The organism is Gracilimonas sp., from assembly GCF_017641085.1.
Lineage (GTDB): Bacteria > Bacteroidota > Rhodothermia > Balneolales > Balneolaceae > Gracilimonas.
Window position 1 is genome coordinate 430970 of sequence record NZ_JAEPPI010000001.1, and the last position, 15269, is coordinate 446238.

Annotated in this window: 10 protein-coding genes; 4 read left to right on the plus strand and 6 right to left on the minus strand. The window is 44.1% G+C overall.

Annotated features, from left to right (window positions below; translation table 11 throughout):
* Positions 1 to 117 precede the first annotated feature (117 nt).
* Complete coding sequence (gene prfA, locus JJ941_RS01755; protein ID WP_349294176.1) at positions 118 to 1191, plus strand: peptide chain release factor 1; 1074 nt, start codon at positions 118 to 120, stop codon at positions 1189 to 1191.
* Here prfA and JJ941_RS01760 read toward each other — a convergent pair.
* From JJ941_RS01760 to JJ941_RS01780, 5 genes are all read right to left on the minus strand, one after another.
* The gene (locus tag JJ941_RS01760) at positions 1188 to 2252 is read right to left on the minus strand and encodes a family 10 glycosylhydrolase (RefSeq protein WP_290961597.1); all 1065 of its coding nucleotides are present in this window, start codon (positions 2250 to 2252) and stop codon (positions 1188 to 1190) included. The genes prfA and JJ941_RS01760 overlap by 4 nt on opposite strands.
* A complete protein-coding gene (locus JJ941_RS01765) occupies positions 2249 to 3325 on the minus strand; it encodes a carbohydrate-binding family 9-like protein (RefSeq protein ID WP_290961601.1) in 1077 nt (358 codons plus the stop codon). The genes JJ941_RS01760 and JJ941_RS01765 overlap by 4 nt, the downstream gene beginning before the upstream one ends.
* A gap of 142 nt (positions 3326 to 3467) precedes the next feature.
* The gene (locus JJ941_RS01770; protein WP_290961604.1) at positions 3468 to 5072 is read right to left on the minus strand and encodes a phosphoenolpyruvate carboxykinase; all 1605 of its coding nucleotides are present in this window, start codon (positions 5070 to 5072) and stop codon (positions 3468 to 3470) included.
* 262 nt (positions 5073 to 5334) lie between these two features.
* Positions 5335 to 7995: a serine/threonine-protein kinase gene (locus tag JJ941_RS01775; RefSeq protein WP_290961607.1), complete on the minus strand. Its 2661-nt coding sequence runs from the start codon at positions 7993 to 7995 to the stop codon at positions 5335 to 5337.
* Positions 7996 to 8077: 82 nt separating this feature from the next.
* The gene (locus tag JJ941_RS01780; protein WP_290961610.1) at positions 8078 to 8650 is read right to left on the minus strand and encodes a sigma-70 family RNA polymerase sigma factor; all 573 of its coding nucleotides are present in this window, start codon (positions 8648 to 8650) and stop codon (positions 8078 to 8080) included.
* Positions 8651 to 8903: 253 nt separating this feature from the next.
* On the opposite strand from JJ941_RS01780, the gene JJ941_RS01785 reads away from it, so the two are divergent.
* The 3 genes from JJ941_RS01785 (at position 8904) to JJ941_RS01795 (ending at position 13936) form a co-directional block, all read left to right on the plus strand.
* The gene (locus JJ941_RS01785; RefSeq protein ID WP_290961613.1) at positions 8904 to 9083 is read left to right on the plus strand and encodes a PID-CTERM protein-sorting domain-containing protein; all 180 of its coding nucleotides are present in this window, start codon (positions 8904 to 8906) and stop codon (positions 9081 to 9083) included.
* 44 nt (positions 9084 to 9127) lie between these two features.
* Positions 9128 to 12700, plus strand: coding sequence for a LamG-like jellyroll fold domain-containing protein (locus JJ941_RS01790; protein ID WP_290961617.1), 3573 nt, complete (start codon positions 9128 to 9130; stop codon positions 12698 to 12700).
* A gap of 189 nt (positions 12701 to 12889) precedes the next feature.
* Positions 12890 to 13936 carry an agmatine deiminase family protein gene (locus JJ941_RS01795; RefSeq protein ID WP_290961619.1) on the plus strand — a complete coding sequence of 349 codons (1047 nt, stop codon included), beginning with the start codon at positions 12890 to 12892 and terminating at the stop codon, positions 13934 to 13936.
* Here JJ941_RS01795 and JJ941_RS01800 read toward each other — a convergent pair whose 3' ends face one another.
* Positions 13937 to 15250: a M20/M25/M40 family metallo-hydrolase gene (locus JJ941_RS01800; protein ID WP_290961623.1), complete on the minus strand. Its 1314-nt coding sequence runs from the start codon at positions 15248 to 15250 to the stop codon at positions 13937 to 13939.
* Positions 15251 to 15269 lie beyond the last annotated feature (19 nt).

Genomic DNA, 15269 nt, shown 5'->3' on the forward strand with positions numbered 1-15269 from the left:
AAGGATGATTGGGGAGTGAATCTATTTATAGAAGTAAAGCTTTTCATAAAACCGGTATTAATACTGATTCTTAATCCTTAATTTCAGGGCTGAAATAATATCAGCTCTACAATGGATATAGAAGAAAAGCTAAAGCAAATTAAATCAAGGTTCGAAGAAGTGAATGCGGCGATGAGTGACCCGGCCGTCTTCGATGATCCTGATAAATATACCGAGCTCACCAAAGAACGCAGCGATCTGGAAGAACTGGTTCAGGATTACGATACCTGGAAAGACCTTAAAAACCGGCAGGAAGGCAATAAAGAACTCATTGAGATGAATGAGGATGCCGAGATTACGGAGATGGCTCGCGAAGAAAATGCTGAGATCAAGAAGGAATTAGCAGAGCTGGAAGAGGAAATCAAAATGAAGCTGATTCCTAAAGACCCTGAAGATTCCAAGAATGCCATTATTGAAGTGAGAGCGGGAACCGGTGGTGATGAAGCTGCTATTTTTGCCGGAGATTTGTTTGAAATGTATCGCCGCTATGCCGACAAGCAGGGCTGGAAGATGAGTATCATGAGTATCGCTCATTCCGAGAAAGGCGGATACAAGGAAATTGTATTTCAGCTGGAAGGAGAAGAAGTGTTTGGTAAGATGAAGTACGAAAGCGGGGTTCATCGTGTACAACGGGTACCTGAAACCGAAAGCCAGGGAAGGGTTCATACCTCGGCTGCAACGGTAGCTGTGCTTCCGGAAGTTGAAGAAGTGGATATCCATATCAACCCGGCTGATATCCGTGTGGATACTTTCCGTGCGAGTGGAGCCGGTGGGCAGCACGTTAATAAAACAGATTCTGCTATACGTTTGACCCACGAACCGTCCGGCATTGTAGTGGAATGTCAGGAAGAGCGTTCTCAGCATCAAAACAAAGAAAAAGCTATGACGATGCTTCGGGCCAAGATGTATGATATTGAGCTGGAGGAAAAGCAGAAGGAGAGAGCTGCCGAACGAAAAAGTCAGGTTTCTACGGGCGACCGTTCCGCTAAAATCCGTACCTATAACTTCCCTCAGGGGCGGTTTACGGATCACCGCATCAATCTTACGCTTTATGATTTAGATAACATCATGAAAGGCGGAATCGATGAAGCGATTGAAGCGCTCCGGGTTCAGGATAACCTTGAGAAACTGAATGCTCTGGCAGAGGATTAATTCCGGCTGCTTATGGTACCTAACACTTTCCAGTGCTCTTCACTCAAGGCATTAATATCAAACACGGAAATTCCTGTAGCCCCGCCAGCTTTAGCTTTTTGAACAGCTGTTTGCAATTCGTCAGGGTTCAGAGCCGGAATGTAAAGTCCGGCCACGATATCAAAACGGTTGTGGGCTTCTCGAACACCTTGCTCGGTTGAAAACTGAATCCACTCCAGGTTCTGGCGGTAGAAGTTTTGGTACAGCATGGGGAGGGCGATATCTAAATCCCAGCTGGCCCAGTCTTGCCGAACCATCTGCCGGCTCATTTCCGGAAATGGAAATACAGCAGCTGTAAGCATCTTGTCTTCATTATGTACAATTTCGGCAATCTCATTCACCAAGCTGGTTACGGCGTTTAATCGAAACTGCAGCCATTCCATACTCAACTCGGGATGCTCCATTTCCAACGGGTCCACCCCGAAAAGGTCTTTAAATTCCCGGCGAGCATTGGGATGATAACCATAATCATACTCTGGAAACTGCCGGTCCTGAACCAGGTCGTATTTAGGCTGAAGATCTGCCCCAAGAATAACATCTACATATCTTACATAGTCGAGATGAACGGAAGTAAGCCCGGGAATTTTAGCGTATTTGGACATATTGGATTTGATATACTCTCTTGCACCTTCAGAGAAGGGGGAGAGCCACTGGTAGTAATCCACATAAGCTCTGTAATCGTATGAGTTGTCGCCGTTTCTGTTTACAGCGTACCATTCAGCGTGTTGGGCAGCTGTGGTGTCTCCGGGGCGGTTTAGCGTCCATACCCAGGCATGAATGTTCATGTTATAATCATCGGCAATATTAACCACGGTTTCAGTCTCTTCGGGACTGGTAGAAAGAAAAAGATCGGTGAGCCCGTTTGACGAAAAATGATCAAGTTGTTTATGCCACTCTTCTTCGGTTTCTGCGATATCACCTCCGGTCCAGGCGGCAATTATAAAGGAAGTTTCAGGAGTTTTTTCACTGCAACTAAGAAGCAAAAAGGTGTTGGCTATTAAAAAGAGAAGCAGTTTTTTCATGGTGATTTTACAATATATCCGTCTTGATTGATTATCAGTGAAGTATTATCTGAATTTACAACCGTGAGCTCAAATCCCAGCTTGGTTAAATGAACGGAGGCTGAAACAGGCTGTCCATTTACTGAAAAATCAGGCCCGCCTAAATCTTTAATATCGTCGGTAAATGTCCCGTTCGTATTTTTCCAATCCAGTTGATTTCGATACAAATGGAATAGCAGCTGGTACTCATTCACTAACTTATCTTTATGGATCTCTTCATCCCGGCTTTCCGCAAAGTAGAGGTAACCCCAATGTTCCGGCCGGTGCATATCAACAGCCGATTGTTGGGTCCATACCCAGTTATTTTCAGGAAGCCGGTTTCCGTCCGCGTCAGTTTTCTTTTTATAAATACCATTAACGATTTGATGCTGCCACTGCACCCTCGAAAAATTAATTCTCCACATGCTTCCGGCTCCGAACTGAGCCCCACGATCGATGGCAGTAACAGGCTTAATGGGGATGGCCATTTCAACACTCCAGCTTTCATCTATATCGGAAGGGTCATTTACTGTGCCGTCAACATCAATCCCAATTTTTGTTCCATTTAGATCCCAGTGATCTAAAACCGGGCCGTTTCTGCGATAGGGACGAGCCAGGAATAAATCCCAAAGTGTGCCCAGAGTGTTTACTTCAAACTCTGCATAGTAAGGCTGGAACTGGTTGGGCTTGATAAATATTTCAAAATCATTGTTGTAAAAAATAACCGCATCCCGATCGGTTATATCTCCCCAAACATGCTCCTCTTCCATCTCAGCAAAGAAATAGATGTACTCCTTATCCCACAGCATTTTTACCCGGGTATCAAAATATGGGCTTCGCTTAGCATCGCCTTCAATATCAATAAAAGGGTCGGTCCATTGAGCGAGCTCCCAGCTTGCTTCATCAGCCACACCGTCTATAGTAAGTGACTCCGGGCTTTTCAGGATGGTATAAGACTTGGGTATAACGAGTTCAAGAGTGTTGGTCTGAGCCTGATTTGAATCACAACCGACAAGCCATAGCGCAACAAGTAAAAGCGAGATGAAAAATTTCATTCCCGATTATACAAAAATAACCTTCACTCCGAAATTCAGATTCGGAATTGACTCGGTATCGATCGTTTTAGGGAGGACAAATAAAAAAGCCTGCATCCTATGGATACAGGCTTTTGGTTAAGAAACTATATGCTGAGTATTATTAAGCCTTTGGAGCAGCAGCAAGCAATTCATCACTTGCTTCGTCTTTAAACTGCTCAAAGTTGTGGATGAACATTTCAGCCAGCGTTCTAGCTTTCTGATCGTAAGCTTCTTTGTCTTTCCAGGTATTTCGCGGGATCAGCACTTCTGAAGGCACTCCGTCAACCGAAGTAGGTATCTGGAATCCGAAAACCGGATCGGTTTGATATTCTACCTTTTCTAGGTTCCCGGCAATGGCTTCGCTCAGCATTTGTCGTGTGTGCGGGAGTTTCATTCTGTGACCTTCTCCATACTCACCGCCGGTCCAGCCGGTGTTAACCAGCCATACGTTTGCGTCGTGCTTACGGATTTTTTCGGCAAGCAACTCGGCATACACAGTAGGGTGCAAGGGCATAAAAGGAGCTCCGAAACATGCTGAGAATGTAGCCTGAGGCTCAGTAACTCCGCGCTCGGTACCGGCTACTTTAGCAGTATATCCACTGATGAAGTGGTACATCGCCTGATCCGGTGTCAGTTTGGAAATAGGAGGGAGTACACCGAAAGCATCACAAGTTAAAAAGATGATATTTTCCGGGTGACCGCCTTTGCCTGTTTCACTTGCATTAGGAATATAATCCAGCGGATATGAGCAGCGGGTATTCTGGGTCAGGCTAACGTCGTCAAAGTCAGGTTCGCGATTTTCATCCAGCACCACATTCTCCAGGATGGTTCCCGGCATCTCGGTGGTGGCATATATCAGCGGCTCATTTTCTTTAGAAAGATTGATGGTTTTAGCATAACAACCGCCTTCAAAGTTGAAGGTGCCTTCATCGCTCCATCCATGCTCGTCATCACCAATCAGTGTCTTGTCGGGATCAGCAGATAGCGTCGTTTTCCCGGTTCCTGAAAGGCCGAAGAATATAGCTGTTTTGCCATTTTCATCATGGTTGGCTGAGCAGTGCATAGCCATCACGCCTTTTTTGGGAAGCAGGTAATTCATTACAGAGAAAATGCCTTTCTTCACCTCTCCGGAATAAAGCGTACCACCAATAAGGATAATTTTCTTGTCAAAGTTGCACAGTATGAATGTGCTGGTACGTGTGCCGTCTTTGTCGGGATTAGCTTTAAGATGTGGAGCAGCCAATACCGTAAATTCAGGCTCATGATTCTCCAGTTCTTCAGCAGTAGGGCGGATAAACATGTTATGCGCAAAAAGCCCGTGATAAGCGGCTTCACTTACAACGCGTACGTTCAGTCTGTTCTTTTCATCCGCACCGCAAAACAGGTCTTTCACAAAAAGGTCTTTGTCTTGCAGGTAGTTAACGGCTTTTTCGTACAGGTTGTCAAAAACATCTTCCGAAATTGGCTGGTTCACATCACCCCAGTCAATGTCATCGTGGATAGATGGTTGATCTACAATGAATTTATCCATTGGAGAGCGCCCGGTGAACTCACCGGTTAAAACCCTAAGGGCATAGTCTTTGGTGAGAACAGCTTCTTTTCGGAGAATAGCCTGTTCATAAAGTTCGGTAGGTGAGAGATTCCAAAACACATTTTCGTTGTCACCCAATCCAAGGTAATCGAGGCTTTTTACGGAATTTGGCTGGGTCGTTGTATCTACACTCATATCACTTTTTGTGGTTCAATTTTATAAGTCTCAAAGGTAAGGAGAAGCTCTAATAATATTAACCTTTCAAGGCCGAAAAACTTAAATACGAAAAGATTAATGAAATAGTGTGGAAGCGCTTTTTTAAGTAATGCAGGTAAGTTTTTTTACTTAAATAAGATTGATAGGAAGAGTGGATGCTTGAATTATTAAAGCAAGCTCGTAGTAAGGCTTCAAAAATATTTACTTTTTTGCTACTTAAACTGTGAAAATTATACGAAAATCAGAGATTATCCTCAGTTGCTTTTTTTTCAATTAGTTGTAAACGGTCTGGTTTCTCCCAGTTGTTATAGTGTGTTTCAAGCCACTTTTTTACAGTTTGTGTAAAAGGATAATCCAACCCGATTGAATTGCCAAGTTTATGGTACCCATTAAGTAAAAGCGAATCGGCTTGTTCAAACTTACCTTGTTGAGATAAACTAAATCCATAAGCACTTTTCGTCTGAGCCACTCTCCAGCCATCAGATGGGTAACCACTTAGGCGAATTTCATGGGCTTTCTTTAGCATTTCTTCTGCTTTTTTAGTTTGACCGGTTTCCAGGTAGGCAAGTCCTAATGCAAATAGAGGATCTGAGGTTCGGGGATGGCTGGGAGGGTATATTTGTTTATACTCTTCGTTTACCTGGTTGAGTATTTCAAAAGCCTGATCATAATTTCCGGTCCGCAGGTTTATTCTCCCAAGATTTAGCCTCGTACGGGAAACATAGGGGTGTTGATCTCCATAGAGTTTGGTTAGTTTTTGATAGGCAATATTTAGAAGGGAGTCAGCTTTATTAAACTGTTTCTGTTCCAATTTAATATGTCCTAAACTTCCAATACCGAGGGCCACGTCAATACTATTTTCATCTGTAAGTTTACGGTGCATGGCAAGGGATGCGCGCTGTTGTTCCTCGGCTTCTACAAGTTGGCCACTTTCCCTAAGCAGAGCCGAATAGTTACTCATAATAATGGCGGTATTTGGATGATCTCCCAAGACCTCCTGATACATTTCAACCGACTGTCTGTAATAAGGCCTTGCCTGATCATATAAACCCTGAGCATGAAAAAGAGTGGCCAGGTCATTGAGATTTTTGGCTACATGCGCATGATTCTCCTGTCCATGAATGGTGTACCGCAAATTAAGTGCTTTAGTGAGCATTGAATCTGCCGTATCATAATCACCCTTATTAAACCACATCAGGTTTCCTAAGTGATTTAGAGCAGAAATAGCAGGCTGATTTTCAAGTCCTTCTTCCGTTTGTTCAAAGTAGCTAATGCTTTTAGTAAGTAAAGACTCTGCTTCAGAGAATCTACCTTGTTCCTGGTAAAGAAAGGCCAGGTTTCTCATAGCTTTAGCTTGTGCATAATCAGGCCCTGAGCTGATTTGTTTTTGCAACTCAAGAGCGTCTGTAAGAAGTGTTTCGGCCTTCGCAAATTCACCAAGACTGTTATACACATCGCCGATCACACTTTTCATTTCTGCCTGAATCTCGGGTTGATTTTGAAGTTCATCATCAATCTTGTCGGAACCATACCTGAGAATGGAACCCAGTGTCTGATTCAGGCCACTTTCAGACTCTTCAAAATAGGGATTTGATTGACTGAAAAGGTCGGTAAGAAATCCAGCCACTTCTTCAGCTTTTTGAGCTTCAAGCTGTGCCTGATTGCGTTCCTGGGTAATCCTCCAGGTATAAAAACCAATTAAAGCTGAAATCCCAATAAGTATGCCAGTCGCAATAATAATACCCTGATGATGCCGCCGCATGAATTTCTCTGAACGGTAGCGGAATGAATCGTCACGTGCTGACACCGGTAATCCTTCATCATAATTATGCAGGTCGCTGAGGAAATCACTGGCAGTACGGTAACGTGATTCGGGCTCTTTGCGTATTGATTTCATGATAATCGCATCGAGATCACCTTTGAGCTTTTCTTTGACATCTTTTCCAGCAACCGAACTTGGTAGTTCAGGTTCTTTTTCTACAATTATTTGTTCAACCTGGTACCTGGTCAGGTCGTCCAGATCAAAAGGCTCTTGCCCGGTAAGAAGTTTGTATAGAATCACACCCAAAGAATAGAAATCAGAAGCTGTGGTAATATTTCCGTTTTTAATCTGTTCAGGAGAGGCATATCTCAGTGTTAAAATCTGGGTCCCGGTTTTGGTAAGGCTGAAGTCGTCATCATCAAGAAGTTTAGAAATACCAAAATCGAGGATTTTCACATTTCCCTGCTGATCAATTAGAATGTTATCCGGTTTCAGGTCGCGATGGATGGTAAGGTTTTCATGTGCATATTGAACGGCATCCAAAACTTTTTTGAACAGCTCAATTTTTTGTTTTACAGAACAGTTTTTTTGCTGGCAATACTCAGTTATAGGCTCACCATCAATATATTCCATTATAATAAACGGAAAGCCATCATCCGTAACGCCGCCATCGTAAAGCTGAGCAATTCCGGGATGCTTTAGATTTGCAAGGATCTGCTGTTCTTTCTTGAATCGTTGGATGTTTTCATCAGTAGCACGATGTTTCTGTATGATTTTCAGAGCTACTTCGTGAGTAAAGTCCTCATCGGCACGCTCGGCCAGAAATACGGAACCCATTCCTCCCTCGCCAATTTTCTCCGTAATGATATATGAACCGATTTTGGTGCCAATTACAGAATGGTTAGTGGAGAGGGAAGACAGGTCTTGGGAAGCTTGATCAAATAATCCTTCTTTGTATTTTTCAGGATGTTCAAGCCATCCTTCAGATTCAGTAATCGAGGCAAGTAGTAAGGTTACTTCATTATGCAGATCTCCATTGCCCTTACATCTTTCAAGCAAAAATTCTTCTCTCTCGTCGATAGGTAGTTCCAATACCTCATCTATAATTGTTTCAACTGTTTGCCAGTTATAATTGTCCATAAAAGTAGCTGCTTTATTGCCGGCTTAACAAAAGTCCTTCTTTATAGTGACTTACGAAAAGCCGTTTCCAATACGCTCATTTCTAAACTTCGAATTTCCCTTTTAACTCTTTATAGAGCCAACCCCTTGCTTTCATCCAGTCTCTTTTAACGGTGCTTTTAGAAATGTTAAGCGCTTCTGCGGTGTCCTCAATGGTCATTTCACCGAAAAATCTCATTTCTACCACTTTGGCCAGACGTTCATTTAATTTTTCGAGTTCGTTTAAGGCATCATCTATATCAATAAGTTCTTTGGCTTTCTTTTTTTGCTTACTGAAGATTTCATCGATATACGTCAGGTCTTTATTCTTCCCGCCTCTTTTTTGGGCATGCTTTTTACGGGCGTGATCAATCAAAATTTGGCGCATGCATTTGGAAGCGATTGCTAAAAAGTGGCTTTTATCCGAAAAGTTGATCGTAGTTTGATCAATCATTTTTAGATAGGCTTCATGAACCAGCTCTGTTTTGGAAAGAGTATGATCATCTCTTTGATGTATCATATGGCGATAAGCAAGCTGTTTCAGCTCTCCATAGATAAGAGGGTATAGCTGTTCGTAAACTTTATTTTCTCCCGACTTAAGCCTTTGTAAAAGCTGAGTTACTTCTTCTTTTTCCATCCGAAATTATTACCAATGAATCCTACGAAAACCTGAATTGAAAATTCAAACCTCAAGGATTAAAGTCAAAACTTATCTTAAAAATTATTGCATAAGCCTAAGTATTAGAAAATATTAATTATAATTGTTGTATTTGAGGCTCAAAACAGAAGGTGAGTCGGTAATAAGGTGTGAACTCTATGATTTCTGTGATTGAGCGGTTTTAATTTTCTGCTGCGTATTAACTGATGTAATACCAATAAAATGAAGAATCATGAGAATGCTCATATTCACAGCAGTGCTATTTATTCTACTTCTGCTTCCGATTTTCTTACAAGCTCAGCCCGGTTTACCTGCAGCCCCATCACAAGCGCCTATTGATGGCGGACTTGGACTTCTGGCTGCTGCCGGCGGAACCTATGCCTGGAAAAAGCTGAAAGACCGAAAGGAATAAAAATCCCGCTTCCATTCATCATCACATCAATAAAATTCCTCAAGATGTTCAAAAGAGACTTTGCTTACAATTTTGCAGAAACAAATAATAGAATCTATAAAAAACTCACAGCTTCCCTACTTACGTTTGCATTTGCAATGTTACTGTGGGTTCCTGTCCAGGCTCAATTAGATTACCAGTGGGTGTGGCAAAGTGGTTCTGACGAGATAGAACAATTTGGAGTGTACGGTACAAAAGGTGTTGCCTCGGTTTCTAATGTGCCCGGAGCCAGAGAGTATGCTATTTCATGGGTGGGCCCAGACGGTGATTTGTGGCTGATGGGAGGGGAAGGAGCCGATATAAATGGAGATAATGGTCACCTTAATGACTTATGGCGGTATGATATACCCAGCGATGAATGGACTTGGGTTAGCGGAGCTGATACGGTTGACCAAGTCGGGATATATGGTACTAAGGGGGTGGCAAGCAATTCAAATGTTCCTGGGGCAAGAAAAGGAGCCATTAGCTGGACAGGGCCAAATGGAAATTTGTGGCTAATGGGAGGGTATGGATACGATGTAAATGGAGATCTTGGTCAACTTAATGACATGTGGCACTATGACCTTTCCAGCGGTCAGTGGATATGGGTAAGCGGAGAGAAAACTCGTAATCAAAGTGGTGTGTACGGCATAAAAGGAAGCGCTTCAGCAGCTACAGTGCCAGGGAGCAGAAATGATGCTATCTCTTGGGTGGGTCCGGACGGCGATTTGTGGCTGATGGGAGGGTTTGGGTACGATGTAAATGGAAATGTTGGTAGTCTTAATGACCTATGGCGCTATGACCTTTCCAGCGAACAGTGGACTTGGGAAAGCGGGACTGATGATGAAAATCAAACGGGCGTATATGGTACGAAAGGTAATGCAGCAGTCTCAAATGTGCCAGGCGGTAGAACTTTTGCCATATCTTGGGTTGGTCCTGATGGCGATTTGTGGCTGATGGGAGGGATAGGGTACGATATAAATGGAGATGAAGGTTACCTCAATGACCTTTGGCGTTATGACCTTTCGAGCGAGCAGTGGACGTGGGAGAGCGGATCAAATATAGAGGGGCAAATGGGGGTATACGGTGTTAAAGGAGAAGCCTCAGACTCCAATTTGCCCAGGGCAAGAATTCATTCAGTTTCGTGGGTTAGCCCGGACGGTGACTTATGGCTAATGGGAGGGATTGGAGTAGGCGGTTTCCTCAATGACCTGTGGCGCTATGATCTTTCCAGTGAGCAGTGGACGTGGGAACGTGGGGAGAAATTTACCTATCAAAATGGAGTGTACGGTACGAAAGGAATCGCCTCGGCAACTACTGAACCCGGGAGCAGAAAAGGTTCTATCACTTGGGTGGACCCGAACGGCAATTTTTGGCTTATGGGAGGGTATGGGAGAAACTCTAATTTTGAGACTGATCGACTCAATGACCTATGGCAACTCACCAGTAAGCCCGGTGCCTTAGAACTGGACGGAAGCGCCATGTATGGAAGGGTACCTGATGTAAATGAGTTGGATGCCAGTAATGCCTTAACTTTGGAGACCTGGGTGAAATTTGATGATGTGGACCGAAGCTCTCCGGGACAAAATTACACCACGCTTGTTATGAAAGGGGATGTTAGCAGTACCTATTCCTATGGCCTGCTGTTAAATACGGGCAGCACAAATAAAACGCTGAGCTTCTACCATAATGGACTCACTTCAAACAATACTGATTATGACTGGACCGGCATACAAAATGACATCTGGTATCACGTAGCTGCTACCTACGATGGCTCAAATGCAAAAATCTATATCAACGGAGCAGAGCAGGCCATTTCAGATGTTTCGGGTTCTATCAGTAATACTTCTGACAGTTTGTTCATTGGCCAAAATGGAGGCAACACCAAATGGAGACTGGATGGTACCATCTCCGGAGTACGTGTGTGGGATGATGCCCGTTCCCAACAGGAAATTCAGGATAATATGAACCTTTCGCTGAGTGGTGCAGAACCAAATTTGGTGGGCAGCTGGCTGCCGCGAACCGGTTCACGCCACAGTGCCTCAGACCAATCCGGAAACGGTAATAATATGTACCTGTTCCGTGGGGATTACATCACGGACTTCCCGACTACAACCGGTGTTGTAATCGGCAGTGAAGGCTGGCGTTTCCTGGCTGCTCCGGGAGATACGAGTACGTACGGTGAATTGCTTTCAGATGTCTGGACCCAGGGATATACTGGATCAGACGGAGGTATACCCCCAAGCTCCAACGTCTATTATTATGATGAGACTACTAAAAGCTGGGAGGTTCCATCCAATGCTACCAATATCGTAGGCTCATCCAGTAACACCCCCGACAGTGCAGGCAATGGAGCTTTGGTTTTTGTTTATGCCGATGATGATAATGACGGCACAGATGATCCCTTTCCCAAAACCCTACAATTGGACGACTTTAGTAAAACCCGTCCGGTCAAGCTGCCACTTAGTTATACCGATTCCGGCGTGCCGCAAAATGATGGCTGGCATTTGGTTTCCAATCCTTATCCGGTAGCTATTAATTGGTATGAGATCGTTCAGGATGAAGCGAATACGAATACACTGGATTACACTTACATATGGGATCACAGTTTAAATGGCGGGTCCGGCGGATACCAGGTTCATTATGGGATTGCCAAACCCCCTTCTTTACCCGGCGAAAGCACCTTCGACGGTCGCATTCCGGCGTTCCAGTCTTTTTGGGTGAAAGCAGAGGGAGCCGATGCCAGCCTCAACCTGACGGCTGATCATCATGTGGTCAATACCGAATTGTATAAGAATGCGACCGATCCATCACCATATATTAAACTATCCCTGGAAGGACAACAGTTCAGCGACCAGGTCAGCGTGGTGTTTCCGGAAAGCGAAGACGATGCACGAAAAGACGTACCTAAACTAAATAGCCTGTCGGCACAACACGCCGAATTATTTATTGACGGTGAGGCTTCATCGCGATGGATGGCGATTCATAAAACCCCGGAAGCCCTGGAGCAGAATTTTTCGGTTCCTGTGGATGTGGATATTACCGTCAACGGCACCTATAGCCTCAGCTGGGATCAATCAGAAATTCCTGAAGAATGGACGGTGAAACTCGAAGACACCCAAACCGGAGAACGGATGGATGTCTCCGAAACCGAGAGCTTTGAGTTTACGGTCAACAGCGAAAGCAATGCCAAACTGGCCGATAGCAAACAGCTGATCCTGCCTAAAGCTCCGGGAAGCTCAGTGGCTAAGCATAATGAAGAAGAAACTCCGCGATTCAGGCTGCACTTTACGAACCTGGTGGGCACCAATATTGGTAACGGCTCAAATCTACCAGCTTCCGTGGAGCTTAACCAAAACTATCCGAATCCGTTTAACCCAACTACCACTATCAAATATGGACTACCGGAGCAGGCCAGCGTACAGCTGGAGGTGTACAACATGCTGGGGCAGCGGGTGGCTGAATTGGTTAGCAAAGAGCAATCAGCCGGTAACTATGAAGTCAACTTTGATTCCGGAGGATACACCAGTGGGGTATATATTTACCAGCTGACGGTAGGCGAGAAAGTCATCACCAAAAAAATGACGCTTATTAAATAATAAAATGAGCCGCTTTAGATTTTCTTTACGCATACAAGTATAAGTACAAGCAAATATCAATTGCTTTACAAATGGGGTTTTCGGGGCTCAGAATGAAAGGAAGGCAGTTTGCCTTCCTTTTTTTATGCATTCTAATTGGCCGGTACTTTCCATAGTTTATCCCTTCACCTTCAAACAAAAAATCGATACGTGGATCATTCGACTCTTCTGATGCCTGCGGAATGGTTCCGGCATTCAGCTACTCAGCTACACTGGCCTTCAAACCAAAACACCTGGCCCGGAGAACGACTGGAACGTGTGGAAGAGGTGTATTGCAGAATCATCGAGGAACTCCATTTTTTTGAACCGATTCACTTGTTTGTGGAAAACCTTGAAATTCGCAACCGGGTGATGCAAAAACTATCGGGCAAAGCCGTGGATCTGGATCGGGTAATAATTCATCAGCAAAAGATAAATGACGTTTGGGCCAGGGATTGCGGACCGGTTTTTGTGCAGCATGAATCCGGTAATTTTTCGATCATCGACTGGGATTATAATGCATGGGGAGAAAAGTACCCGGATTGGGAAGATGACAATGCAATTCCTGCTTTTATTGCACAAAAGTTTGGGGTGAACCGTAATGAACCGGGTATGATTTTGGAGGGTGGCTCAATTGACGTTAATGGCGAAGGTGCGCTGCTTACTACAGAAGCTGTGCTGTTGAATGGGAATCGGAACCCGGATCTATCCAAAGAAGAGATTGAAGAACGTTTACGAATCTATCTTGGGGCAGAGCAAATTATTTGGTTGAAAAGGGGATTGGCCGGGGATGATACCGGCGGAAAAATAGACAACATCACCCGATGGTTGAATAAAGATACCGTTCTTACCATGGTTTGTGAGGACAAGGAAGACGTAAATTATGATGCGCTTCAGGAAAACCTGGAAATTCTCAAACAAGTAGAGTTGAAAGGGGGAAAGAAACTAAATATTGAAACGTTGCCACTTCCTCAAAACAAAACGGTGGGTACTGCCAAAAATGGTTCAGAGTATGTTTCGGGCAGTTACGCCAATTTCTACATAGCCAATGGAGCTGTGTTACTTCCAATACTGGATGATAAGTGGGATAACCTGGCTAAAAGTCTTCTCCAGAAATACTTTCCAGGGCGCAAAGTAATTGGTATAGCATGTACAGATCTGCTGACAGGAAAAGGGTCCATCCACAGTATAACACAACCATGGTACGGGATAAACTAATCAGTCATTAGACGTTAGGTTCTCGTCACCGTTGGAAATACGGGTTGGGGTCTTTTCTGCTGAGACAATCACGCGTGCCGCTTTAGCAATCGCCCGGATGGTATTGGTGGCATGGGGAATATCTAACGTGTTAAACTCGTCCGACACCCTGTGATAATCCTGATCCACGTCGATAGGCGTTGTGCTGATGGTATGAGCCGGAACTCCCAGTCTTGCCAGGGTGGCATTATCAGAACGGTAAAACAGGTTTTGATTGGGATAAGGATCGGGATAGAATACAAAGTTGGAATCGGAAACGCTGTTTTGCAGAATTTCGCCAAAAGTGGATTTTTCAAAGCCGGTGATCCAGGCCGAATTTGCTCCGTCAACGTCCGGTTTACCAATCATTTCTATGTTAAACATGGCTACAATTTCATCGGGATTCATCTGCCGGGAAAAATATTTAGAACCATATCCACCCACTTCTTCGCCGGTAAAAGCCACAAAATAAAGGGTTCTTTCCGGCTGAGGCATTTTCTTAAAATATCGAGCCAGTTCTATGACGGCTGAAACACCGGAGGCATTGTCGTTTGCACCGTTAGCAATGGAGTCTTCATCCACCGGCGAAACCACACCAATGTGATCATAATGAGCGGAGAAAAGAACGATTTCATTTTCACGCTTCCCTTCAATTTTCCCGATTACATTCGCAAGCTGCTGACTTTTTACAGTATTCTCCAGGGTTATATCATAATTGGTAACCCGTCCGTCAAAGAACACAAAGATGTCGTTAGGTTTTGAACCAAGCTCAAAAGTTCGGTTCGACCGGCTGAAATAGGTGCGGTATTTATGAAATAATTTCTCGTGTTCCTCATCAACGATGATTACAGACGATTCATCATCAGAAGAGTATTCACTGAATTTATCCCGGTAGTCGTTGTTAGCTGAAATATAATGGATCGTGGAATTGTCGGCCGTCCAGTTAACGGTTTCTGCATTGGTAAGGCCGAAGTAATGCTGATCTCCCAAATCCCGGTTATTTATTGAAACCGAAGCCTGACTGGGTTTCAGTGAATAAATTGAAAATTCCTGCCGGAAATTACTATTACCGTGAAGGGTAGAGAGGCCGATATCTTGATATTCGGCAGATATGAAATCGGCGGCTTTTTCGATGCCATTCCCAAAAGCGTGACGGCCTTTCATTTTGTCGGAGCTCAACGTTTCTATGATGCGGGAAACATTGCGTTCGGAGACCTGAGGCTGTGGAGTGCACGCAGAAATCAAAAAACCGAAAATAACGGCAAAGAATACGGTTAAAGCTGGAATTCGATCCATGCTAACTTTTAAGGGTTTC

What these genes read in the sequence shown, in the direction of transcription:
- JJ941_RS01800 (WP_290961623.1), bottom strand. Translation starts at nt 15,250, where the DNA reads ATGGATCGAATTCCAGCTTTAACCGTATTCTTTGCCGTTATTTTCGGT.
- JJ941_RS01790 (WP_290961617.1), top strand. Translation starts at nt 9,128, where the DNA reads ATGTTCAAAAGAGACTTTGCTTACAATTTTGCAGAAACAAATAATAGA.
- JJ941_RS01765 (WP_290961601.1), bottom strand. Translation starts at nt 3,325, where the DNA reads ATGAAATTTTTCATCTCGCTTTTACTTGTTGCGCTATGGCTTGTCGGT.
- JJ941_RS01780 (WP_290961610.1), bottom strand. Translation starts at nt 8,650, where the DNA reads ATGGAAAAAGAAGAAGTAACTCAGCTTTTACAAAGGCTTAAGTCGGGA.
- JJ941_RS01785 (WP_290961613.1), top strand. Translation starts at nt 8,904, where the DNA reads ATGAGAATGCTCATATTCACAGCAGTGCTATTTATTCTACTTCTGCTT.
- JJ941_RS01770 (WP_290961604.1), bottom strand. Translation starts at nt 5,072, where the DNA reads ATGAGTGTAGATACAACGACCCAGCCAAATTCCGTAAAAAGCCTCGAT.
- JJ941_RS01775 (WP_290961607.1), bottom strand. Translation starts at nt 7,995, where the DNA reads ATGGACAATTATAACTGGCAAACAGTTGAAACAATTATAGATGAGGTA.
- JJ941_RS01760 (WP_290961597.1), bottom strand. Translation starts at nt 2,252, where the DNA reads ATGAAAAAACTGCTTCTCTTTTTAATAGCCAACACCTTTTTGCTTCTT.